The organism is Moorena producens 3L (assembly GCF_000211815.1).
Classification (GTDB): domain Bacteria; phylum Cyanobacteriota; class Cyanobacteriia; order Cyanobacteriales; family Coleofasciculaceae; genus Moorena; species Moorena producens.
The window spans coordinates 1-24792 of record NZ_GL890911.1; the positions used below are offsets into that span (position 1 = coordinate 1).

At 44.4% G+C, this 24792-nt stretch carries 22 protein-coding genes and 2 pseudogenes; 15 read left to right on the forward strand and 9 right to left on the reverse strand.

Translation table 11 applies throughout. The annotated features are described in order from the left end of the window. Nucleotides 1–430: 430 nt before the first annotated feature. Together LYNGBM3L_RS14295 and LYNGBM3L_RS43545 are read left to right on the forward strand one after the other, a co-directional pair. The gene (locus LYNGBM3L_RS14295) at nt 431–706 is read left to right on the forward strand and encodes a hypothetical protein (RefSeq protein WP_008184390.1); all 276 of its coding nucleotides are present in this window, start codon (nt 431–433) and stop codon (nt 704–706) included. Nucleotides 707–878: 172 nt separating this feature from the next. Beyond that, a complete protein-coding gene (locus tag LYNGBM3L_RS43545) occupies nt 879–1028 on the forward strand; it encodes a hypothetical protein (protein WP_154659791.1) in 150 nt (49 codons plus the stop codon). 406 nt (nt 1029–1434) lie between these two features. Here the strand turns inward: LYNGBM3L_RS43545 and LYNGBM3L_RS14300 are convergent, their stop codons facing one another. Further along, nucleotides 1435–3360, reverse strand: a complete 1926-nt coding sequence (locus tag LYNGBM3L_RS14300; protein WP_008184392.1) for a cation:proton antiporter — start codon at nt 3358–3360, stop codon at nt 1435–1437. 832 nt (nt 3361–4192) lie between these two features. Continuing rightward, nucleotides 4193–4327, reverse strand: coding sequence for a hypothetical protein (locus LYNGBM3L_RS48645; protein WP_267872031.1), 135 nt, complete (start codon nt 4325–4327; stop codon nt 4193–4195). A gap of 66 nt (nt 4328–4393) precedes the next feature. Between LYNGBM3L_RS48645 and LYNGBM3L_RS14305 the strand changes: the two genes are divergently transcribed. Beyond that, complete coding sequence (locus tag LYNGBM3L_RS14305; RefSeq protein WP_008184393.1) at nt 4394–5743, forward strand: ArnT family glycosyltransferase; 1350 nt, start codon at nt 4394–4396, stop codon at nt 5741–5743. A 474-nt stretch (nt 5744–6217) separates the two neighbouring features. On the opposite strand, the gene LYNGBM3L_RS14310 is transcribed toward LYNGBM3L_RS14305, so the two are convergent. Further along, entirely contained in the window at nt 6218–6631 is a 414-nt protein-coding gene (locus tag LYNGBM3L_RS14310) for an AbrB family transcriptional regulator (protein WP_008184396.1), read from the reverse strand. Between the two features lie 889 nt (nt 6632–7520). On the opposite strand from LYNGBM3L_RS14310, the gene LYNGBM3L_RS14315 reads away from it, so the two are divergent. The 4 genes from LYNGBM3L_RS14315 to LYNGBM3L_RS33960 all read left to right on the forward strand — a co-directional run bounded on the left by LYNGBM3L_RS14315 (nt 7521) and on the right by LYNGBM3L_RS33960 (nt 10494). Continuing rightward, nucleotides 7521–7964: an Rrf2 family transcriptional regulator gene (locus LYNGBM3L_RS14315; RefSeq protein WP_008184397.1), complete on the forward strand. Its 444-nt coding sequence runs from the start codon at nt 7521–7523 to the stop codon at nt 7962–7964. Nucleotides 7965–7981: 17 nt separating this feature from the next. Next, nucleotides 7982–8371 carry a GFA family protein gene (locus LYNGBM3L_RS14320; RefSeq protein ID WP_008184398.1) on the forward strand — a complete coding sequence of 130 codons (390 nt, stop codon included), beginning with the start codon at nt 7982–7984 and terminating at the stop codon, nt 8369–8371. Continuing rightward, on the forward strand, nt 8371–9384 hold the full coding sequence (gene cbiB, locus LYNGBM3L_RS14325) for an adenosylcobinamide-phosphate synthase CbiB (protein WP_008184399.1): 1014 nt from the start codon (nt 8371–8373) through the stop codon (nt 9382–9384). Before LYNGBM3L_RS14320 ends, cbiB begins: the two co-directional genes overlap by 1 nt. Before the next feature lie 264 nt (nt 9385–9648). Next, the gene (locus LYNGBM3L_RS33960; RefSeq protein WP_008184400.1) at nt 9649–10494 is read left to right on the forward strand and encodes a hypothetical protein; all 846 of its coding nucleotides are present in this window, start codon (nt 9649–9651) and stop codon (nt 10492–10494) included. A 77-nt stretch (nt 10495–10571) separates the two neighbouring features. Here LYNGBM3L_RS33960 and LYNGBM3L_RS14335 read toward each other — a convergent pair whose 3' ends face one another. Further along, a complete protein-coding gene (locus LYNGBM3L_RS14335; protein ID WP_008184401.1) occupies nt 10572–11315 on the reverse strand; it encodes a DUF2927 domain-containing protein in 744 nt (247 codons plus the stop codon). 323 nt (nt 11316–11638) lie between these two features. On the opposite strand from LYNGBM3L_RS14335, the gene LYNGBM3L_RS43550 reads away from it, so the two are divergent. The 5 genes from LYNGBM3L_RS43550 (at nt 11639) to sppA (ending at nt 17672) form a co-directional block, all read left to right on the forward strand. Then, entirely contained in the window at nt 11639–11812 is a 174-nt protein-coding gene (locus LYNGBM3L_RS43550; RefSeq protein WP_154659792.1) for a hypothetical protein, read from the forward strand. 862 nt (nt 11813–12674) lie between these two features. Next, nucleotides 12675–13982, forward strand: a complete 1308-nt coding sequence (locus LYNGBM3L_RS14340) for a peptidoglycan-binding domain-containing protein (RefSeq protein ID WP_008184409.1) — start codon at nt 12675–12677, stop codon at nt 13980–13982. 102 nt (nt 13983–14084) lie between these two features. Further along, on the forward strand, nt 14085–14630 hold the full coding sequence (gene pyrR / locus LYNGBM3L_RS14345) for a bifunctional pyr operon transcriptional regulator/uracil phosphoribosyltransferase PyrR (protein WP_008184410.1): 546 nt from the start codon (nt 14085–14087) through the stop codon (nt 14628–14630). A gap of 35 nt (nt 14631–14665) precedes the next feature. After that, nucleotides 14666–15694: a type 2 isopentenyl-diphosphate Delta-isomerase gene (fni, locus tag LYNGBM3L_RS14350; RefSeq protein WP_008184411.1), complete on the forward strand. Its 1029-nt coding sequence runs from the start codon at nt 14666–14668 to the stop codon at nt 15692–15694. 160 nt (nt 15695–15854) lie between these two features. Continuing rightward, complete coding sequence (gene sppA, locus LYNGBM3L_RS14355; protein WP_008184412.1) at nt 15855–17672, forward strand: signal peptide peptidase SppA; 1818 nt, start codon at nt 15855–15857, stop codon at nt 17670–17672. Between the two features lie 219 nt (nt 17673–17891). Here the strand turns inward: sppA and LYNGBM3L_RS14360 are convergent, their stop codons facing one another. Continuing rightward, complete coding sequence (locus tag LYNGBM3L_RS14360) at nt 17892–18788, reverse strand: ATP-grasp domain-containing protein (RefSeq protein WP_008184413.1); 897 nt, start codon at nt 18786–18788, stop codon at nt 17892–17894. Beyond that, nucleotides 18788–19684 (reverse strand): hypothetical protein, encoded by an 897-nt coding sequence (locus LYNGBM3L_RS46520; protein WP_008184414.1) that lies wholly within the window; start codon nt 19682–19684, stop codon nt 18788–18790. Before LYNGBM3L_RS46520 ends, LYNGBM3L_RS14360 begins: the two co-directional genes overlap by 1 nt. Nucleotides 19685–20010: 326 nt before the next feature. Between LYNGBM3L_RS46520 and LYNGBM3L_RS47390 the strand changes: the two genes are divergently transcribed. Further along, nucleotides 20011–20211 (forward strand): hypothetical protein, encoded by a 201-nt coding sequence (locus LYNGBM3L_RS47390; protein WP_131826995.1) that lies wholly within the window; start codon nt 20011–20013, stop codon nt 20209–20211. Here LYNGBM3L_RS47390 and LYNGBM3L_RS14375 read toward each other — a convergent pair. Continuing rightward, on the reverse strand, nt 20117–20785 hold the full coding sequence (locus LYNGBM3L_RS14375) for a GDYXXLXY domain-containing protein (RefSeq protein WP_008184416.1): 669 nt from the start codon (nt 20783–20785) through the stop codon (nt 20117–20119). The genes LYNGBM3L_RS47390 and LYNGBM3L_RS14375 overlap by 95 nt on opposite strands. A 24-nt stretch (nt 20786–20809) precedes the next feature. After that, entirely contained in the window at nt 20810–22171 is a 1362-nt protein-coding gene (locus LYNGBM3L_RS14380; RefSeq protein ID WP_008184419.1) for a DUF2157 domain-containing protein, read from the reverse strand. Between the two features lie 383 nt (nt 22172–22554). On the opposite strand from LYNGBM3L_RS14380, the pseudogene LYNGBM3L_RS14385 reads away from it, so the two are divergent. Together LYNGBM3L_RS14385 and rpiA are read left to right on the forward strand one after the other, a co-directional pair. After that, a pseudogene (locus LYNGBM3L_RS14385) lies at nt 22555–23036 on the forward strand (RNA recognition motif domain-containing protein). A gap of 383 nt (nt 23037–23419) precedes the next feature. After that, nucleotides 23420–24131 (forward strand): annotated as a pseudogene (rpiA, locus tag LYNGBM3L_RS14390) (ribose-5-phosphate isomerase RpiA). On the opposite strand, the gene LYNGBM3L_RS40695 reads toward rpiA, so the two are convergent. Further along, on the reverse strand, nt 24084–24311 hold the full coding sequence (locus tag LYNGBM3L_RS40695) for a hypothetical protein (RefSeq protein ID WP_131826996.1): 228 nt from the start codon (nt 24309–24311) through the stop codon (nt 24084–24086). The pseudogene rpiA and the gene LYNGBM3L_RS40695 overlap by 48 nt on opposite strands. Nucleotides 24312–24792 lie beyond the last annotated feature (481 nt).

A 24792-nucleotide genomic window follows, 5' to 3' on the forward strand; every position in this document is an offset into this window, starting at 1 on the left:
ACCGCTGACGGCTGAATGCTTACAGCCAAACTTTTTGTCACATAATCAAGATATACGCATCTAACTATTAGAAGCGAAAAAAGTGCATTAAGTTTACTTTTTTCGATTTGCTACTGATTTTACGTTCTGATTTTATCATTATTAAAGGGTGCATATTCAGCAGCGCAAAGTCAACAATAACCTGACATAAAATCTGGCAATTGTGACGTAAGCTATCAGCTATCAGCCATTGGCCGTAGGCCACTCTACGCGAACAGTTTATGCGCTACTTGAGGTGCTACTTGAGGTGGTTTTGAATAAAATAAGCACCTCAAGTAGCGTGAGCCTTTAGCTCACGGCTGACGGCTGATAGCTGATAGGTTACTGTCAAGCTTTGGTTAACTTTGCGAGATATTCTCTTTATTCTAGTCTGGAGTGCAGGGTTATAATCATGAAATGCGATCAGATTTATTGTGCCTGGATTCAGGATTCTCAAAACGCAGATCATTACGTCTGCCTAAAGTGCAATCGTGAACGCTATATCAACGAAAGTCGTCCTGGATCAGTAATCTTTGTTTGCGTAGCAATAGCTTTCATAGTTATTGCTCTGCTCAGCAATGATGGCGAGATTCAACATCCAGAAAATCAACACCGAGCAACTCAAATAGAGATGGGTCGAAAAAATCAAGTCCGATACCGGGACTTGTCGCCGACGGCTAACCTCTAGTACCTCTGCAAAATTCCCAGGGCTCTGGGAACAGGGAGGGTGGGAAGTGTGGGAAGTGTGGGGAAGAACGGTTGTGGTTTCCACGGGGCTTACGAGGTGCGTCGCGGTGTTCCGCACACAGCCCCTCCCCATTAGGGACAGCATCGCTACTATAACTAGTGCTATAGTAGCGATGCAATTTTCATCCATGGTTCTGAGATTACCAGAATCTGGTGGGGATTTTTTGCGATCGCGTAGCGGCTCAAAAGGAGCATCGCTTTTAGCGTGGCCTACGGCCAATCGCGTAGCGGCTCAAAAGGAGCATCGCATTTATAATCGTTAAAAACTTACCAGAAGGTAGACTAGCAACTTAGATAAAAACTCTTCAAAAGGGTAGAAATTGATTAAAGTTTTACGTGATCATTGGTCTAGGGTAATTGGAGTTAACTTTTTAGAAAAAGCACCAAAACCTCAAGTCTTGGGATTTAGGACTAAACCCGTCTCCATTTCTAGTAAAGTCAATCTCTTTTATGGCAAAAAAAAAGCAAGTTATGAAATTAACTTGCAACGGACTTAACCTGATATATTTTGGGAATTTTATTGGATTATCAACCAAATAATACCATTATCCTTTAATACCATTATTTGGCTTCTAGGTGCAACAGGTATCCGTGTAGGAATTGTGATAATTTGTTATGCCATATTGCTTAGTCCCAGATCCGCTGTTCCCTGTTCCCTTTGCTATACAGCTAATTCACACTTTCATCTACTGTTGAATTCGATGCCCCTGTAGAAATTGGCAATTCCTCGACTTTGGGTAGCTTCTCCAGAGCCAGACGAGAGGAAGAAGTCCCACCGGATAAACGCTTCAGAAGTTTTGGTCTAGGGTCATGGAGCAAGTAAATAATATTATCTCCCGCTTGCAAATCTTCATTCCCACTCGCCACTTGAAAACTCTTTTCCCTCTCCACTAGCAAGGGTACCAGTTCTCCAGAGCGAATTAAGGCTTGTAGATGAGCTCGCTGAAAACCAAATCCAGCTTCCTTGAGAGTGGTTTTGCCCAACTTGATTTGCCCATCATTAATGTACTGGATCCAAGTTTTGATAGGTAGTTGTGGCATGAACGCCTGATTAACCTTAGTTTTATTGTTGTTGCTATTGACTTGGGGGTCACGAGGAAACACAGCTAAGACTCGCGGTGGATTAAACTCCTCCACTGCTCGTTGAGCCAATACCAAGTTAATCTCACCATTCTTGGTCATTGCTAGGAACGTTCCCACCGATTCGATGCCAGCTTCTTCTAGAACATCCACATCCAAACCACTGCTTTGGAAAACCCGCAGATTTTCGTCCCTTGCTTTTTGGCACGCTTCTGGGTCTGTATCAATAAGGACAACAGACTCTCCTCGCTCTTGAAACAAACGAGCAATCAGACGGCTCATCGGATTACAACCGATGATTACAGCACCAGTTGCCTCCTCCTCTGGGTTAAGTTTTAGCCATTTGGCGACCCAGCGAGCGGTCAAACCCTGTAAAACTACCGTCAACATAATTGTCAGGAATACCAAGGCTTTAATCGAGTCACCACCATTAACCCCCCGTTCCGTTAGGAGAATCGCAAACAAGGAAGCCACAGAAGCACTGACAATTCCCTTAGGACCAATCCAGGACACAAATAACTTTTGCCGCCAATTGAGATCACTATTCCAAGTACAAACCACCACACTGATGGGGCGCACCACCAACATCAACACCAAGACGGTAAAGATACTGCCCCAGCCTAGGGCAAACACACTGGCGATGGAGAGGTCAGCGGAGAGCAGTACGAATAACATGGAAACCCCAAGGACAGTTAATTGTCCCTTGAAGCGTCGCAACAAGCGCTCTTCAGGCAGGTCAGAGGCTCCCAAAACTACTCCAGCGACTACAGTTGCCATCAAACCGGATTCAGAGCGAACCATCTGAGCCAAGCCAAACAAACCCCACATGCCAGCCAGTACGACTAAGTTTTTGAGTTCTTCTGAGATGAAGCGTGCTTGCTTGAGAAGAAACCCCATTAACCAGCCCCCTAAGCCCCCAATCACAGCACCGATGCTCAAACGAAGACCTAGACCGACAAATGCTGCATTTGCACCAGCATCACTATTTAAAATTGTGTCCAGGACAACCACTGCCAGAATTGCCCCGACTGGATCAATGAGAACCCCTTCCCCTTCTAGAAGGGTTTCTACACGTCGATCCACTTTCACCTGTTTTAGCAGAGGACTAATCACCGTTGGTCCGGTGACCACCACTAGAGAGGCATAGAGAAAAGCAATTGGCCAAGGAAACTCCCCTAGCCAGTGAGCCGCCATGCCACCTCCTAACAGGGTAATCAGTGTTCCTATGGTAACTAGATTTCTCAGGCTACCAGAAACTTTGCCCAGATCCCGCAGATCTAGGTTGAGCCCTCCTTCAAACAGAATAACTGCCACTGAGAGGGCAACAATTACCTCTAGACCAACCCCTAGCTTCTGTGGGTGCAAAAGACCGAAGCCATCTGGTCCGAGTAGAGTGCCAAACATCAGCAAAAAGACAATGCTGGGAATTTTTAAATACTCACCCATTACCTGGGCACTGATCCCAGCGAAGATGGCGATAACCATCTGTAGGGTTAGTTCAAATGAGCTTTCCATATGCGTAAGTGTCGCAAGTGATCAACTTAGGTAGAAATTCCTCATTATTCTGTGTTCAACTCCATGGGCTGGCTTGGTCAACAAGTGATCGGTTAGCAGTGAATCTGAACTTGAGGTAAGTTCTAGAACATTGCTCGTAGCAGTCGATGGTCAATGACTGAGCTATAGGTCACAGTAATAAAACCGTCTATAGCCTATCTTAAGCATGCCCTTTGTGTCCTGGTAGTGTATCACTTTCATAGGACTTATTACAGAAGTAGGCAACTTCGGAACTTCGGAACAGTGAACAGGTAAGGATTCTGGAGATTAGTGCGTGAACTTTGGCAACAGGTCTTGAAAAAAACTCAAGTTTGAATTACTCAAGACTATAAGCAAAGCTGTTTGCTGTTGTGCCTTACTTAAACGATTGCTGAGCAACAGTTCCTCCCGGAGATAAGATTGAGCCACTGTAAATAGTCATGGGGAGGTTTGAGAGTGTCTGTTACCATGTCATCCTCCTATTTGTCTAATTAGTTTTGTTTATATTGTGTTGATATTGTGTATAGTTGTCAGACTTTGCCATTGGTCACCAATCTAATTATTAATTGGACTCATAGCTCACACTAATGATAGCTCAAAGGTTTTTATACGTTGATTGGTAATTTCAAAAAAAATTCAGTTTTAATTCATGCTGGATAGTTTAGCACCGTCACTTCAACAACGGACATTCCATCACTGACCGTAAACAGCTTCAACAGAATTGCCTGTTCACGCTCGCGCGAGACGATTAGTTAGAGACGATTAGTTTTCCGACATAATTGAAAGGTTAAAGGTAAAAAGTATACTGCTGTGGTTAAGAACACCAGACAACGGGGTTAGTAGAGTAGATAAGATGGCTAGCAGCATTGGGATAATCCCCCAAGTAGAACCGAAAAATTGGATGATGGCTCGTGGTCTGGTGGGGAACGGTAAAATTAGCTTCGTTCATGGTTTTTTGTTAAACTTCTAGCTTTAATTATGAATTATTGGTAAAGGTAAAGGTAAAGGTAAATTTATGGATCATAAAACGTTTACTTGGGGTGGCTCGGGAAACCGGATACGTAGAACTCAACGCTGGATTGAGAGATTGTCGCTGTTAGGGTTATTCCTGGCAGCACTATTGTTGTTTAGCATCAATTTGGGCAGTGGCTCGTTGCAAGGGGTAGAGCAAAGCATAAGTCATCTTGCGACTCAACTACTTTCAGCAAAGGGGGAATTTGGGCAGTGGCTTTACCCAACTCTCGAAGGTGAAACCCTAACCCTAATTGAATACCCCCCCCTACTAGCCTGGCTAATTGCGGTGGCTTATCAGTTTGGTGGTGTCAACGAGTGGACTACGCGCTTACCTAGTGCCATGCTCAGTGTGCTGTCGGTACTGCTAGTCTATGGTCTTGCTACAGAAATCTTCCCCTGCCGTCAGAAGGGTATTTTCTCTAGCTTGATTTACCTAACTTTCTTACCAATAGCCCATTATGGGCGTATGGCAATCCTGGATGGAGCTAATCTGTGCTTTGTGGTGTTGATGATGTGGTGTGTGTTGCGATCGCGTCGGGACTCACGCTGGTCACTGGCAGCGGGGATCGGATTAAGCTTGATTTTCCTCACTAAGGGGATCCTGGTGGCATTGTTGATCACAGCGATCGCTCTGTTGTTTCTAGCATGGGATACGCCCAGACTCCTGACGTCTACTTATTGGTGGTTGGGATTGCTCCTAGGCTATAGTCCTGCTCTTGCTTGGTACACTGTGCCATTGCTGCTACAGGATCAAAGAGCCGTTACTACAACTACAGCCATTATCTACCAGTCCCTACGCCCGATCTGGACAGCAGTGGATGGGCAAAATCGCCTGCCTTGGTATTACCTGGGGGAAATCTTAAAATTTTCCGCACCTTGGTTACTGTTCTTTTCCTACTGGTTACAGCAGGCTTGGCAGAATCGCCATTGGGGCTGGGCTAAATTGGTACTGGTATGGGCTGGCGGTTACTTGATCGCCATTTCCCTTCTTGCCACTAAATTGCCTGGGTATGTGTTGCCAGTTTACCCAGCATTAGCCCTTGCTGGTGGAGCCCAACTCACAGACATTTGGCATTGGCCTTCTGGCAAATCTTATCCCCGTTTTTGGAGTATTGGTTTAAGTCTGCTAGGTGTTGCTACCATTACTGTGATGCTTCACTTAGGGATTAGAAAAGCTTTTGACCTCAGCTCCTGGCTGTTCTTCGCTTGTGTCCCTTTAACCATGGTTATAGCAGGGATGCTGGTTGCCCGACGGGATAGACAATTTATGGTAATTTTATTCTGGGGAACCTATATTTCACTACTGATTTTGATGTCTTCTGACCATGAGATTTGGCAATTTCCGATCTAGTTCAACTTATTGCTTAATACTGGTCTCCTTGAGTAATGGAAATTGAAGCCAGCCAGAAGAATTGATGATGCCCCTGACTGGATGTTATTTAAACAATATCCCAATTGAGTGATTAAAAGCTAGATTGGGAAGTTTCCATAAATGGGGATGGAAATTGATACACCGCTTTCTTAACAGACAGTGATCGGGTTGGCATTGAGCTATCAGCAGTCAGCTGACGCGCTACTTTCCGGCTTTGCAAACAGCTAATGTTTTGGGAGCCTGGGTTTATCAAGAGAGTAAGCTTATGGGCTCCTTTTCAAACCAGGCTTACCGTTTAAAGCCTCGTGGATTGGTTCTCTTGAGGGCATCATGAATGGCTGGCAAGCACAGCGTTTCAAGTAGCGCTAATGCTGATAACTGACGGCGGAATGCTGACATTTTGAGCGACAGCACATTTACCGGTTACGGCGTTCTAAGCCTTGTCTATTCGGCTCAGGATGCCTCAAGTGCTTCTTCTTCTGTTGGATCAAGTTGTTTAAGGTGAATGTGCTTGCGTCCCAGGGTGATTTCAAACTCGTCCCCTGGTTGTAAACCCATTTGTTTCGTGTAAGCCGAGCCAATCAGAAGATTGCCGTTAGACTGCACACTAATCCGATAGCTGGCACTGCGTCCGCCACGACCATTGCCATTGGTTTTGCTGTCTAATTCAATCCCCTCGGCATCAATAAGGGCATTGAGGAACTTCATCATATTGACTCGCTCTACTCCGTTTTTTGTCACGGTGTAGTAGCCACAGGCTCTAGCTTTTTGTTCTTTGCTCAGGCTACCTAGGTCTTTGACTTTCGCCACCAATGCTTGACCCTGCAGAGGAACGATCGGAGCAGCCATGTTTTTCTTTTTAGCCATCAACTTGAATCTAATACTAAGGACTTAAGTGGTATCCAGCATTTCTACTGGACTGACTGTCAACTAAGATAACAAAATCTTAGTTTAATATCAGTATATGAGACTATCTTACACCCAGAGTGTCAACTGTGTTCGTTAATAGTCAGTTTTTAACTACCGTTCAACTACAGCAATAGGTTGTGAATAGGTCGTGAACAACTCCGATCATCTGGGTCACAGGAAAATTGCCTAGGGTCACGGGAAAATTTGCTAAAAGAGTATGGGCTACTCTTGTAGGCAATTTTCCCACCAGCCACCTGTACTTTCCATCCCTGTCACAAGTCAATGGCTATCTCCATTGGGTGACACTATTTTATAGTTTCTTTGAGCTGTTGCATTCAGCCAACAGGCTATCAGCTATCAGCCATTGATAGTCTAAGATATAAGCTTCTGGCTTGAAGCCGATAGCTAAAAGCATACCGCTCAAAGTATAGTCTTCAGGATGAGAGGGTTCCTTGGTTCCCCCTGCTCTTGATGCTGATAGCTGAGTGCATTAAACGAGCGTGATCTTTAAACGAGCGTGATCTTTAAACAGGTCATAAAATCGTTTCCGACTTGTAAGCATTCAGCTATCAGCGGTCAGCCGTCAGCCGTCAGCAGATGTAACTCAGATTTAACACATGGTTACCTGTTTTATTGATGCAGTTGCTCATGGGGAGAACCCCCTTTGGCGGTGCTGCAACGCCTATTCAAAAGCACCTTAGCTTAATGCTAATAGCTGATAGCTGAACGCGCACGCGTGCGCGTAGCGCATTAGCTGACCGCTGAATGCTTACTCCGACTTTAGTCTTTCAAAGAAATTGTCCCGTTAACTCCCACGTCCACTTTCCGATTGGATTGCTATTTTATTATGAAGCTCACCACTCGTGGACACTACAGTGTTAAGGCACTACTAGATCTGAGCCTAAGACCAGGGTATGGACCGACATCGGTTAGAGCGATCGCTAAACGGCAAGGTCTACCAGCTCCATATCTAGAAAAACTACTGATTGAGATGCGCCGTGCTGGCTTAGTCAAGTCAGTTCGTGGAGCTCAAGGAGGCTATCAATTAGCCCATGAACCCACACAAATTTCCCTCGGCAAAATCCTAGAAGCAGTGGGTGAAACCATCGAACCACTACCCCACCATACCCCAGACGCTGGTCAAGCCGAAGACTGGGTTACATTTACACTTTGGCATCGTTTGCATCAAAAGCTTAAAGAAGCATTGTACACTATAACTCTTGCCGATCTTTATTATGATGCCCGTAGTTGGCAAGCCGCTATGGGAGAAGAAACCAGTTTCGTTGTTTGAATCAATTTTTCGTCAGCATGAAAAAGAGTAACGAACCGATTACTTATGAGGGAGGCTGTCATTGTGGCGCTGTCCGCTTCCGGGTAATTGTCAACAAGCATGAGGCAATTGATTGCAATTGTTCGATGTGTAAAAAAAAGGGCATCTTACACCTGATTGTCTCCCCTGAGCAATTTAGCTTACTTAAGGGATATCAAGTGTTGACTAGTTATACCTTCAACACTCACACAGCGAAGCACACATTCTGCCAAATCTGTGGGATTCATCCTTTCTATCGACCCCGTTCTCATCCCAATGGGATTTCTGTCAACCTACGTTGCCTTGACGGTGATGTTCTATCTCAATTTAGCATTGTCCCTTTCGATGGGGCTAACTGGGAAGAGAATGTCGATAAAATTAGAAAGTAGTGGTTCAAATCCTGGGTAATAACCATACTAATGGTGTCATTTTGCTGCTGGCGGCTAGTCTGGATTATCTGATCGGTGATCCTTGGGGTTGGGTCCATCCAGTGCAGGTTATGGGCTGGGTAATCTCTCACTTCACTCAGTTAGCAATTCACCTCTGGCAGCAGCCTTGGCAACGACGCTTAGCAGGAATTGGGTTGGGTATTGGACTAATTATTGGGAGTGGAGTAGCTGGATGGTTTATTGTCCTCCTAGGAATCTGGCTCAATCCCTTTTTGGGTATAGGCATAGGAACTATCTTGCTAGCCAGTTGTTTTGCGGGTCGCTCTCTTCGAGCAGCAGCAATGGATGTATTACAGCCTTTAACTGCTGGAGAATTAAAATTAGCCCGTTCTCGATTAAGTCAATATGTTGGTCGTGATACAGAAAATCTTTGTGAGTCGGAAATCCTACGAGCTGTCCTAGAAACGGTGGCGGAAAACACTACCGATGGGGTCACAGCCCCTCTGTTTTATGCCATTGTTGGAGCGTTGATTCCTGGGGTTGGTAGTGTTCCTCTTGCCTTAGCTTATAAAGCTGCCAGTACTTTAGATTCGATGGTCGGTTACCGGCGAGAGCCTTACACGAATTTAGGTTGGTTTAGTGCTAAATTTGAAGATTTACTAACCTGGATACCCTGTCGATTAACCGTATTGACCCTAGCCTTGATGTCTGGAAAACCTCAGCAGGTCTGGCATCTGTGTCGCCGTGATGCTATTGCTGATCCCAGTCCTAACTCTGGCTGGAGTGAATCGGCTTTTGCTGTGATTTTGGAGGTTCAGCTGGGGGGGACTAATTTTTACAGTGGTGTTGTCAAGCAAAAACCCTTATTAGGGAAACCTACCTACGAGATCACACCAGGCAAAATTGACCAAGCCTTAGAGCTGACACGTTATTGCTTTTTAATTTGGCTGGGGATAGGGTTGGTTTTTTGTCTAGTCCAATATGCGATCGCTTTACACAACCTGATCGTTTAATCAGGCAATTATTTTTTTTTGCTTAAATTTTCCCCTATGGTAGGAAATTGTATTATAACCTTTTTCCAGCCATCTATTTGGCGTTGCTGAACAAAAGAATGACATCAAGTATAGTTGGGTCAGTTACCGATTACCGATTACCGATTACTGATTACCCTTGGGTCTTCCAGCTGATAGCAAAGCCATCAGTTTTCCCCCAACTTTAGGGGGAATTGTGATCATAATTGCCTCAAAACTTAATAAAACTTAAAAAAGGAGAAAAACGTGGAAGTACTTGCTTACACTCATTCCTATGAATCCTATGAAGAAGCAGTAGGTATTGATTGTGATCTAGATCTAAGAGAACTCAACCTCAACTGGTTTAAAATTCCCAACACTGCTTGGCTCGGTTTGGTAGGATGTGCGGTCTGGTTAGCGAGTCTGAGTGTAACGGCTCCAGTGTTTGCGGCTTTGGAAACAGGGATCAAAGTCAAGACAAGTGGTGGTTGCTTGACTGCACGCAAAGGTCCTAGCGATACTTCCGCAGCTGTTGTCTGTGTTAGCAATGGAGCTGTACTCAAACCTGTGGTTGCTACAAATGGGAATTGGTTGCAGCTCAGCAGTGGCAATTGGGTTTATGGTCCTTACACTACCTCTCGATACTTTAATGGCAGTGATCAAGGGGGTGGCGGTAGTCCGATTTTGGAATCAGGAATCAAAGTCAAGACTCCCAATGGTGGGTGTTTGAAAGCACTCACTGGTCCTGGCACTGGTCAGCTTGTTGCTTGTGTCCGCAGTGGATCTGCACTCAAACCTGTGGTTGCTACAAATGGGAATTGGTTGCAGCTCAGCAGTGGCAATTGGGTTTATGGTCCTTACACTACCTCTAAATTATTTGATGAAAGTAGTGAAGGGGGTGGCGGTAGTCCGACTTTGGAATCAGGAATCAAAGTCAAGACTCCCAATGGTGGCTGTTTAAAAGCACTCCCTGGTCCTGGTACTGGTCAGGCTGTTACCTGTGTAAGCAGTGGCTCTGTACTCAAACCTGTGGTTGCTAAAAATGGGAATTGGCTACAGCTGAGCAGCGGCAATTGGGTCTATGGTCCTTACACTACCTCTAAATTCTTTTAATCTTAATCTTGATACCACAGAACCTACCCAGTAACTCTACTTGTAAGGTGCGTTATTAACGCACCTTACAAGTATAATTACCTCTCAAACCGGAGGCTATTGAGAACATTGATCACTTCTGCTTTAGTCATTCCGGGACGAATTTCTGGTCTATATAGCATTTCTATGACAGCTTGATCAATCTCAGCATATTCGGTCGTATCAGTCCAGCCTTGGAAAAATACACTATTTCTGTATTTATAGGAATCCCTCATCAGTCCTATAGATTGGGTGAGCTCTTCTCGGATTAGGTGAGACCGTGCCTTTTGGGTAATACTAGTTGTAGAAATCATAATTCTTGACTTATAAATAACTTGGTTATTCCACCAAGTGCGAACAAACCCAAAATTGACCGGTCGATAGTATGGCTCATAGCGACGAAACTCGTATTCGGGAACAAAATAAATCTTGAGATTGGGATTATTATCATCAAAATTTATTTGAATTGAACCTTGGGTAATCGTATTTATTTCATCAATAACGGTTGACAAAGTCTGCCAATCTTCAGGGGTTGGCAAGCCGATAACCTTAATCCTCAGATTTTTGTCCCATTTTTTGATAGTAGGATTGGAGGAGCCGTATTCCGAGCCTAAGGCAATTTCTAAAAAATAATCAATTTGAGCTTGAGTATAGTTTCGGTTGTCAATTGATTGGAGAGTCGGTTGTGTGCTACTTAGCTCATAATTATTCCCATAAGTGGGTGGTTGATAGGTAGATGGGATCAAAAAACCTAAGAAACTCAGAATAACAGACTTGACGATTGGCAAACAAAAATTACGCATGGTCACTCGCTTCGCTCCAATTCAAAATTATCAATTCAAAATTCAAAAATACCCCAGGAATTAATTCGAGGCATTGAAACATCGCTTCGCTCCAATTCAAATAGTCTTTTTCCATAAATGAATTCAGGGGCTTGTATCCTTAGGTTCATAAGCGAGGGGGTTTTGGCACAGTGATGATCAGCGATCGCATCACTGTGGAGCGCCGATCACAAAAAAAACCCCAGCAGTCAGCTGGGGGCAATTATCCAGGAGATTTACTTTGATCACATCCGTTATAACTCTTAAATCCAGCCCGAAATTGACTACATCCGGAAAGATTGGTCATGGTTGGGCTCAAAAAACCGAAGAAACTCAGAATATATGATTTGAGGATTGGCAAACAAAAATTAGGCATGGTCATCCCCTTTGGAATTAATCTAGAGAGTCAGGTTGCTCAGAGGCGGTTTTGGCACAGTTATGATCCGCGATCGCATCACTGTGCGACGCGATCACAATAAAAACCCCCAGCAGTCAGCTGGGGGCAATATCCAGGAGATTTACCTTTTTAGGGTAATTATCGAGTAGATTTACTTTGATCACATCCGTTATAACTCTTAAATCCAGCAGGAAATTGACTAGCTCCGGAAAGATTTCATGGTTGGGCTCAAAAAACCGAAGAGACTCAAAATAACAGACTTGAGGATGGGCCAACAACAATTAGGCATGGTCATCCCCTTTGGAATTAATCTAGAGAATTGGGTTGCTCTATAGCAATAAGCGCGCGGGTATTTACAAATAATGGTGAGGGATAAATTCCTAAAAGCTTTGTCAAACTTGGCTTTTCTCTTCCGGTCTTGATGCAGTCGCTCACGCCTGCATCAAGACCAGGCTAAAAAATGTAGTTAATAATACTCTTAAGCCTCGAAAACTACTTTTTACCTATTCCTTGTTTAAAACTTCTGAGGCGATCCGATCACTGTGCGACGCGATTACAATAAAAACCCCCAGCTTACTGCTGGGGGAAATATCCAGGAGATTTACCTTTTGAAGGTAATTCTCCTGGATATTTACCTTTACCACATCCGTTATAACTCTTAAATCCAGGATGAAATTGACTACATCCGGAAAAATTGCTAAAAGATTGCTCCTTAAAGATTGATCATTGTTGGGATCAAAGATATTACCTGGGAATTGGTGAAGGAGTGATCATCTCAAGGGGTGATCGGGTAAAGGGATGATCGGATCAGCAGTTATGACCGATGAAGGCAACTGGGGATGACTTGGGCAAGAGTGATGTCTATTAAGATGGTAGTGTTATGAACACAATACAAATATTGCTAGATAACTGGCTATCATAAAAAAAAATTTGGTAGGAAAGCGATGGAAAGCTTAGTCTGCGTTAATCTTGCCGAGTCCTATGAAGACGCGGATAATTTTCAGTGGCAAGATGATAATGGTTTAATTCGATGGTTGGATGGGCTAAACAGTCCCACTATTCCTAGTTCAGCTTGGATCAAGATTAGTGCGATCGCAATTGCCCTAACCATCCTCAGTACCGCTGCTAATGCCAGTGCTAAAGTGCTTCAAAAAGGCAGCCGTGGATCACAGGTGACTTCTCTTCAGAAAGAGTTGGCAGCGGCTGGCTTTTATAAAGGTCGGATTACTGGCAACTATGACATGTTAACCCAGTCTTATGTTGCTATCTTTCAGCAAAAGAAGGGACTACCAATAGATGGTGTGGCTGGACCAAAAACCCTAGCAGCCTTATATAAAACTGCTGGTACTGATATTCGTCTACCAACAAACACACAGCTCAAACGCGGTAGTAGAGGAACGGTAGTCAGCGATCTACAAAAGAAGTTGACAACCTTGGGATTTTTTAATGGTCCGATCACTGGCTATTACGGGCGCATCACCCAAGCAGCGGTAATTAAATTTCAGCAAGCCAAGGGATTACCTGTGGATGGTGTGGCTGGACCAAACACATTGTTCGTAATCAATGGTGGTTCGATCAAGAACGCCACTCAGTTACGGCGAGGTAACAGAGGAACTGCTGTGACCAAACTGCAACAGCGCATGAGGGAGTTGAAAGTCTACAACGGTCCAGTAACTGGATTCTACGGTCGTTTGACTGAGGCAGGGGTCGTAAAATTTCAGCGATTGAGGGGACTACCAGTCACTGGTATTGCTGACTCTCGTACATTGTCAGACCTAGCCAAAAATCCTAATGATAAGGATAATCTTACCAACGTCACTGAGTTGCGACCAGGCAGCAATGGCGAATCGGTGACAAAACTGCAAAATCGCCTTGCACAGTTGGGATTCTACAAAGGGCCAGTCACAGGATACTATGGTAAACTAACTGAGACCGCAGTCAAAGATTATCAGCTTTCTCGGGAACTGCCAGCAAATGGCATTGCTGACTCTCGTACCTTATCAGCACTACGGGGCAATTCTGGTATTGCTGTTGCTGCTGCCATCATTACTCCATTAAAACGAGGTAGTCGTGGCACAAGAGTGAATAGCCTTCAGAATCGCTTGATTTACCTAGGCTACTATAAAGGATTAAAAGATGGCGTATTTGGACCAGCCACAGAGGCAGCCCTGAAGCGATATCAACAGGACAAAGGCTTATTTCCCAATGGAATTGCTGATGCTAGAACCTTTTCATCTCTTGCTCCACGGTAATCGCTGAACGTCTGGTATAATCTCAAAACCTTGACAGCCCTGTCCCCGCCTAACTATAGGAGTGTGGGCAGGGTATCCTGCTGAAATTTTTAATTAACCAGGATGCCTACTCAAACCATTGAAATCCTATCAGCTGAAGAACTGCGCCGTACAGTCAATCGTTTGGCATCTCAAGTGATCGAACAAGTGAGTGATTTGTCCAAACTAGCACTGGTTGGTATATATACCAGAGGTGTTCCTTTAGCTCAGTTGCTAGGACGTCAGATTGAAACCCTAGAGCAGGTCAGTGTGCCAGTGGGAGCGTTGGATATCACCTTTTATCGGGATGATCTCGATCGAATTGGCATTCGCACCCCAGCAAAAACAGATATTCCCTTCGATCTTGATCGTAAGATAGTGGTGTTGGTGGATGATGTCATTTATAGAGGACGTACCATTCGTGCTGCTCTAAATGCGGTGCTTGAGTATGGTAGACCCCAAACGATTAAATTATTAGTGCTAGTAGACCGAGGACATCGGGAACTGCCGATTAGTCCAGATTTTACCGGCAAGCTACTCCCCACATCCGCCGAAGAACAGGTAAAGGTTTATCTAAACGATAATGATGGTCGGGATGGAGTGGAATTAATTAAAGTAATTAGCGCCTGAATCATGATCAGATTGCTCTTATTTTCCAAATTATTATGACCCAAACCCAACAGCGAAAGGCTGACCACATCAGGATTTGTCTCGATGAAGATGTTCAATTTCGTGCCAATACCAATGGACTTGAAAGGTACCGCTTCACTCACTGTTGCTTACCAGAACTAAACCGCAGTGAGATTGACATATCTACCACATTTCTCGGGAAATCCTTGGGAGCACCATTGTTGATTTCCTCTATGACTGGTGGTACTGAACAGGCAAAAACGATTAATTTTCGTCTGGCTGAGGTTGCCCAACATTACAAACTAGCCATGGGGGTTGGTTCTCAGCGAGTAGCTGTGGAAAAACCCGAGGTTGGTCATACCTTTGCGGTGCGCTCCCAAGCTCCAGATATTATCCTATTTGCCAACATCGGTGCGGTTCAGCTGAACTACAGTTATGGACTAGAAGAATGCCAAAAGGTGGTTGACCTGTTAACAGCAGATGGGCTGATTTTGCACATCAATCCCTTGCAGGAGTGCATTCAAGCTAACGGGGATACTAATTTCAAGGGTTTACTTGACAAAATTAATGGTTTATGCAGTAAGTTAACGGTACCAGTGATTGCTAAAGAAGTGGGTAATGGCATCTCAGCCGGTATGGCCCAAAGGTTGCTGGAGGCTGGTGTTACCGCTATTGATGTCGCTGGTGCGGGGGGCACCTCTTGGGCAAAGGTAGAAAGTGAGCGAGGATTAACCGCTCATCAGCGTCGGTTAGGACAGACCTTTGGTGACTGGGGTTTACCAACCGCTGAGTGCATTACCAGTATTCGAGCCATTGCCCCCGACATTCCCCTAATTGCATCTGGGGGATTGCGCAATGGTTTGGATGTGGCAAAAGCGATCGCATTAGGAGCCGATATTGCTGGTCTAGCATTACCATTCCTGCAAGCAGCCGCTGAGTCAGTAGATGCCGTTGATGCCTTAGTGCAACTGTTGATGGCAGAAATCACTACCGCTCTATTCTGCACCGGTAATGCTACGTTGTCTGATCTCAAGCAATCCGACACTTTGAAAAAGTTAGGATAGTCGTAATAGGGAATAGGGAATAGGGAGTAGGGAGTAGGGAATAGGGAATAGGGAATAGGGAATGGCTCAACGCCCTTAATCCTTAATACTTTATCCCTAATCCTTAATACTTTATCCCTAATCCTTAATACTTTATCCTGAATCCTGAATCCTTTACCAAATGCGTCAATTTCTCCAACAAACTTTTGCGAGCCTAGTAGGAAGTCTTGCCGGTTTAATTCTATTTTTTAGTTTAGCTACTAGTGGATTCCTGTTTCTACTAATTGCAGTAGCATCCAAAGATACAGGGCCACAGGTTCAAGATAAATCAGTGCTGGTGTTTGATTTATCGGTCAATATCAGCGATACCAATCCTACCTCAAGCACCAGTGAAGTGATTGAAGAGGTGTTATCGGGTCAACAAACCAATATCATCCCTTTGCGCAAGGTGCTCGATACTCTGGATAAGGCAACTAAGGATAAGCGCATTGTTGCCCTCTACCTGGATGGATCCGCATCTAAAACTGTTGGTAACACTGGCTTGGCAAATCTCAAGGAGGTAAGGGAGGCTCTGGAGCGTTTCCGAGCTGCTGGGAAAAAAATTATTGCCTATGACGTAGATTTGGGAGAACGGGAATACTATCTTAGCTCGGTTGCGGATACGATAATTCTTAACCCGATGGGAGTTGTAGAAATCAATGGCTTGAACTCTGCCCAACTTTTTCTGACCGGAGCTCTCCAGAAGTATGGTATTGGTGTTCAGGTGGTTCGAGTTGGCAAGTACAAGTCCGCAGTTGAACCGTTCTTGCTCAAACAGCTGAGTCCTGAAAGTCGGGAACAGACTCGAGAATTGTTAGATGATCTTTGGGATGAATTTTTGACAACAGTGGGGAAAAGTCGTGAGATTACTCCCAAGACCTTGCAAGCGATCGCTAATACTAAAGGGATGTTGATCGCATCAGAGGCCAAAACTCAAGGTTTGGTGGATCAAGTTGGATACTTCGATGAGGTGATTGCTACTCTCAAGGAGCTTACTGGAGAAAAGAAAAAGGATAAATCGTTCCGGAAAATTAAGCTGGCTACTTACGCTAGAGCGAAAAGTCCTTACTCTAAAAATCGCAAGTCTAAGCATAAAATTGCCATAATTTATGCCGAGGGTAGCATTGTTGACGGTCAGGGAAACTTTGAGCAAGTGGGGGGTGAACGCTTTGCTAAACAGCTGCGCGAGCTACGGCTGGATAAAGATATTAAAGCAGTAGTGCTAAGGGTTAATAGTCCTGGTGGCAGTGCTACAGCCTCTGAGATTATTCAACGGGAAGTGCGGCTTATCCGTGAGGAAAAGCCAGTGATTGTGTCGATGGGCAATGTGGCAGCTTCTGGTGGCTACTGGATTTCTACCTATAGCGACCGAATTTTTGCTGAGCCAAATACTATCACTGGTTCTATTGGTGTCTTTGGTGTACTTTTTAATATCCAAGAATTAGCTAACAACAATGGTCTGACCTGGGATATTGTACAAACAGGTTCTTTAGCCGATATTCAAAGTACTGTCCGTCCCAAAACAGACCAAGAGTTGGCAATCTACCAAACCATGGTTAATCAGATTTATGACCAGTTCATTGACAAGGTAGCAGAGTCACGTAAATTGCCTAAGGGCAAGGTTAAAGACATTGCTCAGGGACGGGTTTGGTCAGGTATAGACGCCAAGCAGATCGGTTTAGTTGATGAGATTGGGGGTATTAATGATGCTATTAAGCATGCAGCTAAGCAAGCTAAGTTAAAGGATGATTGGAAAGTAGAAGAGTATCCAAAAATTCCTAGTTTCGAGGAAATGATTCTGAAGACCCTGAGTAATGATGTTAGGCTCACAAGCCGACAATTACCTGAGCCACTAACTACAGAATTGCTGAAGCTAAAAGAGGATTTGGCAATTTTAACAACCTTGAATGACCCGAAGGGGATTTATTCTATTTTACCGTTTAACTGGCGGGTAGATTAAGGGTTGAACGCGATGGACGAAGTCCCGCTTTCAGCGAACGCGTGGCCTTTAGGCCAAGGTTGTCTGTCAGAATGCAGAATGTAGAATTAAGAATGTAGAATTCCAAATTCTACATTCTGCATTCTACATTCTTAATTCAAAACTATTGGAAATTGAGCTTCTTTAAAGTTTTTTAAGATTCAGCTAGAAATCGAAAGCAAAACTTCGCTGACCTAATCGTCAAGAAACTACTAAAGTCTCAATCATTGCTTCACATAGCGCTCCATTCAAAACTTGATCGAACCTAACAAACATTGGAGAACTATTGAGTTCCAAAAATACAAGTTGTTTGGTGTGTGGATCGGTTTTGAAGTCAGCCGCCCCAAAATCCATCTGTAAAGCGACCATTAATTTGCGTAGCAACTCTACTTCTTGGGGAACTGTTTCGAGTGGAATCACCTCAGCATCTGGTTTAACCCGATAATCTAGATGCTGACTACGGATTTCAAAAGCAAAGGCATGATTCCCTACCACATAGATCCGTACTTCTGGCGCTACTAAACGATTTTGGACAATGGCTGGCATCGCAGCACAACCATTACGAAACTGGATAGAGGAGTACAATTGCTCTAGGGAATAACAAAAATCACCCCCAGCAACGGGTTTAGCAATCGCACTCCCCGCAGAATATTTTCCCAATTCCTCAGCTTCGTTAGTGATCCAAGTATCAGGGGTTTGCAAACCTAACTGTTGCGCTAGGATCAGCATTGCTGGCTTATTGCCAACTGCAGGAACATGGTGACGATTGAACAACCGGATATGGTTTTGGGATAGCAACCAACCATAGAAGGTTTGATACCAACCCGATGCCCGTTGTGATGCCCCAGACTTCGGAGCGTTAATATTACCAAAAACGTCATACCGAATAAAAGCTCCGGTTACAGACAGAACTGGAGCCTCAACTCTGGGATGCCTTTGGGTAAGATGCCATGAAAATTTCGGACTTTCTTCTTGCCCATGGCGTAAATCGCAAATCGGGACTTGTTGACCTTGAGCAACTTCAATCAACCGAGTCAGATTTGGATCTAACTCCCCACCTGCAACAAGCAAACATCCACCATCTGCTGATTTAATCATTAGTACCAACCAAATGGACTACTCTCTTCACCCAGTGCTAGAGTTGTTGGTCCTTCCTCTCCTATTGCCTGTGTAGTCGGTTGAGCTTCCTCTCCTACTGCCTTTGTAGTCGGTTGAGCTTCCTCTCCTACTGCCTGTGTAGTCGGTTGAGCTTCCTCTCCTAATGCCTGTGTAGTCGGTTGAACTTCCTCTCCTACTGCTAGTGTCGTAACTTGAGGGTCTTCCTCTCCTACTGCCTGTGTAGTCGGTTGAGCTTGTGTAGTAAATCGAGGATCTTCCTCACCCAATGCTAGAGTTGTTGGTCCTTCCTCTCCTATTGCCTGTGTAGTAAATCGAGGGTCTTCCTCTCCGTATGCCCGTGTAGTTGGTTGAGGTTCTTCCTCTCCTAGTGCCTGTGTAGTTGGTTGAGCTTGTGTAGTAAATCGAGGATCTTCCTCTCCGTATGCCCGTGTAGTCGGTTGAGGTTCTTCCTCTCCTAGTGCCTGTGTAGTAACTTGAGGGTTTTCCTCTCCCAATGCTAGTGTCGTAGGTTCCTCTTCTCCTACTGCCAATGTCGTCGGTCGAGGGCTTGACTCGCCAGGCTTGAGGAACTCAGCAGCGTGAACCGTAATACCATTGATTCGGGCAGAAACAATTACCGCATCTGCACCATTGGTAGGTTTAAAGTCAACACAAGCCGTGATTGGCGTCAGTCTTGGAAGACTAATACCTGACGGTTTATCAGCATCAAAACTGAATTCTAGGACAGAATCATCTGGATTGGGGTCTGCTGAGTTGTCTAACCGGGGATTTGTCCAGCCAGAAGTGGCAGCAAGCCCATCTGCTTGAATACTGAGTACAAGGGGAGACTCACTTACCTTAATTACAGAAACTTGCGAAACACGGAAAACTTTCATCCTGCTACCTATTTTATCCAGATATATCTAAAAATTATTGATCATGAGTCATAAGTAACCTTATATCGTTTGATGCAAAGTACATTTGACTCAAGTATCCATAGGAATTTATATCCTTTTTGTTTCTAAATAAGATGAGGCGTTATAAAAATTTAAGCATTATACTCAAATCTTGCGATCGCTCTTTTCCACTACTTGTCTGGAGCCGTCCCCTCACAACCTGCATCCCATAACCTCGGCATAATCTAGCTTTGAAGCACTTGTGTCAGGCAGTCAGGGGTGAAGGTTGTTTGCCCAAAGCGATTCGGTGTAGGGTAGGGTTAAATGTGAATTACACTCTTTCCCCCGTTCCCGATTCCCTGTTCCCGATTCCCTGTTTCCGATTCCCGATTCCCGATTCCCGATTCCCGATTCCCGATTCCCGATTCCCTCTTAAAACCGATACTTGCGAATCTGCTGTTGAGAATCTTTACTTACTAGCGCCCAGATTCCGATTGGTAAAGCATTCCCTTGAGCATCCACCTTAATTTCCATCACAATTGGTGGTGGTGATATCGGTAGGTTAGAGTTCTCTTGCCTAGCACTATTTAATTCTTCATTAATTTGTTCCCGTTGGTCTTCTGGCATATAATAAGTTTCCAATCCGTATTCAATCGAGCCATATTTAGCAACACCTTTGAGGGGAATCTGATTAGCTGGTAGTCGGGAAGGGAATTTGGCACTTAAGGCTACTGGTTTCCAGGCTATTGGTAGTTCAGTGGAGTTGGATGAGTCTGGTGCTTCTAAAATTACGTAAAAACGGGTACCAGGCTTGATAAAGGTTACCTTGTTGCCATTAGGTTGTTGCTTAGGTAATTTTTGCCAGCCAGGAAGATTGCGTAAGTTGTCCTGATTAGAGATATCGTATCTTAGAGTTTGGGAATAGCCTCGCAAAAGTTCGTAAGGGTCTACTGGCGCTGTCTGGAGAATGACAGTAATGCCAGTTAGTGTAGTGTAAATTGCCTGGGTGGGAACAGTAATAATTAGTGCGGTTTGAAATAAAAGAGGTACCCAGAATCGCCAGCTTGGTATAGGACGGGAATACTCAGAATTAATGCTCATAAGTCATAATTTATAATTCATAAATCATAATTCAGACTTCAAATAGCGCTCAAACCATAGTCCAGCACCAATAATACCTAGCCCACAGAGGAATAAGACTATGGATTTGACTAATAAACCAGTATCGTACTCCAGCATCCGGGTCAAAATTTGCAGCGTCAGTAGCACCATGCCACCCCAGAATAAACCTCGTTTCCCCTCTGCTAGTCCGGCGCGGATTAAACCGATGACGATTAGGAATAAAAGCAGATTGAAGATGAATACGGCTAATATGGGTAGAATACCAATACTGAGATGCCAATAGGGAACTAGGGCGCTGATCACAATCATAGTAGCCACAACCTTAGTTGTTGAGTCCACTCGACGCAACAGTTTTATCCACGCCCAGATCGTTAAGCTACCTAAAATGACACTATCAATCACCGCAGGTTCCAAGAGTATTGAGGTGACGTCAACTAGGGGTTTGACTGATGGTGAACTATCCCATAACACGTGGAAAGACAAAAAATAAAATGATAGGCTGAGGAAAGTGATCCCAAGGGTGCGGGCTGTGCAATTAAATTCCTGGAGGTTGGGCTGAATTGTTCCCAGGAAATCCCCGTATGACCATAACAAGGCTGGTGGTAGGGCGCATGCGATCGCAGCAATCCAACCGGGATAAGGCCATAGCTCGAAGTTGATCAAGTTCCATTCCAGGCCAGCAACTACTGCGATCGCACTTAAGCGAAACATCCATCGTGAACGGCACCAGTAAGCCAGGGGAATAAACAGTAAACCCGCAAACACTGGCATATGTTGTATGATTAGCCTTAGCCAAGACAACTCTGTGATTGCTAGAAATTCTGGCTGGGAGATTCCTCGCACATACCCTAACCCAATCAAGACCATTGCCAGCATCCCTAATCGGGTCAAGCGTAGGCTATAAGCCATGGCTAAGACTCCTAATCCCCAAATCAGGTATAACTGATAGAGTGGTCCACTGTGGTGGAACATTTGGGACATCAGTGCTATATTGGCTCCTAAAGTCAGGGCTCCTAAAAGTAATAAACCCTGTCCCAAACGGCAATGCCTACCTTGGGTTGGGTCTCGCCATAGATAAAAGCCAGCAATGTTGATCCCGAAGAAGACACTCAGAAGCAAGGTCACTTTCAACCACCGAGACCAGGCTTGCCAGTTGGCTGCCACAAAGGTGATCATGCCCAAGCCTAAGAGAAGACTGCCTAGTACTAGCAAAATTACGACGAATCGATTACGGGCCGCTACTTCCAGGTCACTAAATTGATAGCGTTCCGCTAATTGAGCGTATAGGCCAGCATCAATCAACCCTTCTGTTTGCCATTGTTGTGCTTCAAGACGTAACTGGTGACGAAATTTATCGGAAGGCATCACAACCTATTTTTTAGAGCTTAAGACTTTCATCTGGGAATATACAATGTTATAATCACTAACCGACTGAATGTTTGATTATGTCCATGATATGGTGTAAACATTCTGTAATAATTAGATTAGAGTAAGTAAAAAACTGTTAACTAGAATCGGAGCTAATGGTAAACCAGAGGTCAACGTGTGGGTCGTAGTAGCTCCGAACATGTGGTATATAGGAGTTTTGATTTTACTGCATCCGTCTGTTCAGTTGAGGTTGGTAAGGTACGTCAGAAGATTGTCTAGACGTGGTAAGTGTTCGTCGCTCAAATTTCTCCTTATCCACCCTAGTGACTGGTGTCAACAATTTTTCCTTTTTTTTTGTTATAGCCCGGAGGTATCTCTAAATGTCTATTCGTCTGTACATAGGTAACTTACCTAAAGAAGAAGTAAACCGTGATGAGCTGCAAGCATTTTTGCTGAAGCCGGTGACAACTTTAGCACAAAAGTGATTAAAGATCGTAAAACTGGTAAATGTCGGGGCTTTGGCTTCGTCACAGTGTCAACGGATGAGGAGGCTGATCAATTCATTGAAAAGTTCAATGGTCTTATGTTCAAGGATACTGCCTTGAAAATTGAAAAAGCCCTGCCACGATCTAAGAATCAAGAGAAAGAACCATCTAAGGAGAAAGAAAAACCCAATCAGGCATCAACCTCATCTACCAGCAACAATCCTCCCCCTCGCCGTAACAACAACAAGAATAAGTCTAATAAGCGTAAGCATCAACAGACTACATCTGACCCCGGTGGAATTCAACCCGATCCCCGTTGGGCTAAGGAATTGGCAAAGCTGAAAGAACTGTTATCGGCTCAAACCACTAACTCTTAAGTTGGGATACATCTAACTGATTTCCATTACCAATTCTGGTAAGATTAGCCCTACGTCCTACCCGTCAGGGAGGCGTGGGCTTATTATAATTTCTCAATAAAAGATCTAATCACCAAGTGCCTGGGTTTGACCAGTCTGCTGATAGTACTGCTGATAATACTACTTCAATAGTTCGATATCTGACTCATTCTGGCAGACAGAGAGTCTTTTATTTTTTTTGGTTCATGATCAGTGCCAAATCCCGATAGGTTTATGGTCATTTAAAAGGGAGATCAGGTAATTTTGGATCGTCTGTTACCCAATCGATTTACAATTATCAGTTGTGAACTAAAACTTAAGTTTTAACCACTAACAACCACTAACCACTAACCACTAACGTTGTTATGAGTGCAGAAATTGACCCCATTAAGCTAATGAAACAGGAAGTTGGCAAAGCAGCTGCCAAGCGGGTGCAGTCGGGAATGATTGTGGGGCTAGGCACTGGTTCAACGACTGCCTATGCAATTCAGTTTTTAGGCGATCGCTTAAACTCTGGAGAAATTAAGGATATTGTAGGGATCCCCACCTCTTTCCAGGCAGAAGTCTTGGCGAAACAGTACGGCATTCCTTTGACTACCCTCGATGCAGTGGATCACATTGATGTAGCGATTGATGGTGCTGACGAAGTTGATCCCCAGAAAAATTTTGATTAAGGGGGGTGGCGCTGCCCACACCCGTGAGAAAATTGTAGATTCCCTGGCCAAACAATTTATCGTAGTGGTGGATAGCACTAAAATAGTTGAAAACTTGGGGTCTACCTTCCTATTGCCTGTAGAAGTTATCCCGATGGCAATCACACCAGTTATGAATGCTATTCAAAAGCTAGGGGGTAAACCGGAACTGCGCATGGGGGTCAAAAAAGCTGGACCAGTGATTACGGATCAAGGGAATATGGTCGTTGATGTTAAATTTGACGCCATTGATAACCCAGCTGAGCTAGAAAAAACTATCAATAATATTCCTGGTGTTCTGGAAAATGGTTTATTTGTTGGGGTTACCGATCTGGTTCTAGTTGGAGAAGTTAAGGATGGTCAGACCGTGATCCGGGAAATTTAACAACTCCAGCACTAAAGCTTGAAGGTGCCGTGGGATTATTGCTTGATAGGAATACTCTTGATAGAAATACTCAGATATTTCTCCCAAGCCAAGGCAATTAACTGTATCTCCCACGGCTTGACTCATTTTTGGATGTTGCTTAATAATAGAAGGATTGTAAGAGTTTTGTGGAATAGGCATCTTGCCTGTTCGGCGATCTTTTGGGGCGGGCAGGATGCCCACTCTACTCCTATTGATTCAAAGATTCAGCAACGCCAATTTTTTAGCTATTTGAGCTAGAGAGTCGTTGATTAGACTTTGTCGAGCTTAGCCACCAGCGGCAAAGGTGAGCATAATAACTGCTGAAAGCAACATACCAGGACTTAGTAACAGAACTAACATCAAAAAATCATGGGATTCCATAATCGTAAACTCTCCTAACTGCTTCTTTACTACCCTAACCTGGGAGAAATGCTAATCCCGGAAAATCAAGAATTTATCAAGAATTCGTAAGCGGTCAGCGGTCAGCGGTCAGCGGTCAGCGGTCAGCGGTCAGCGGTCAGCTTCAAAAAAACCTCGTTCGCGTGTGGCACAGGCTTTGGCCTTGGCCTTTTGGCCTTTTGGCCACGCTACGCGAACGGCCACGCTACGCGAATGGCCACGCTGTGCGAACGACGCTGGG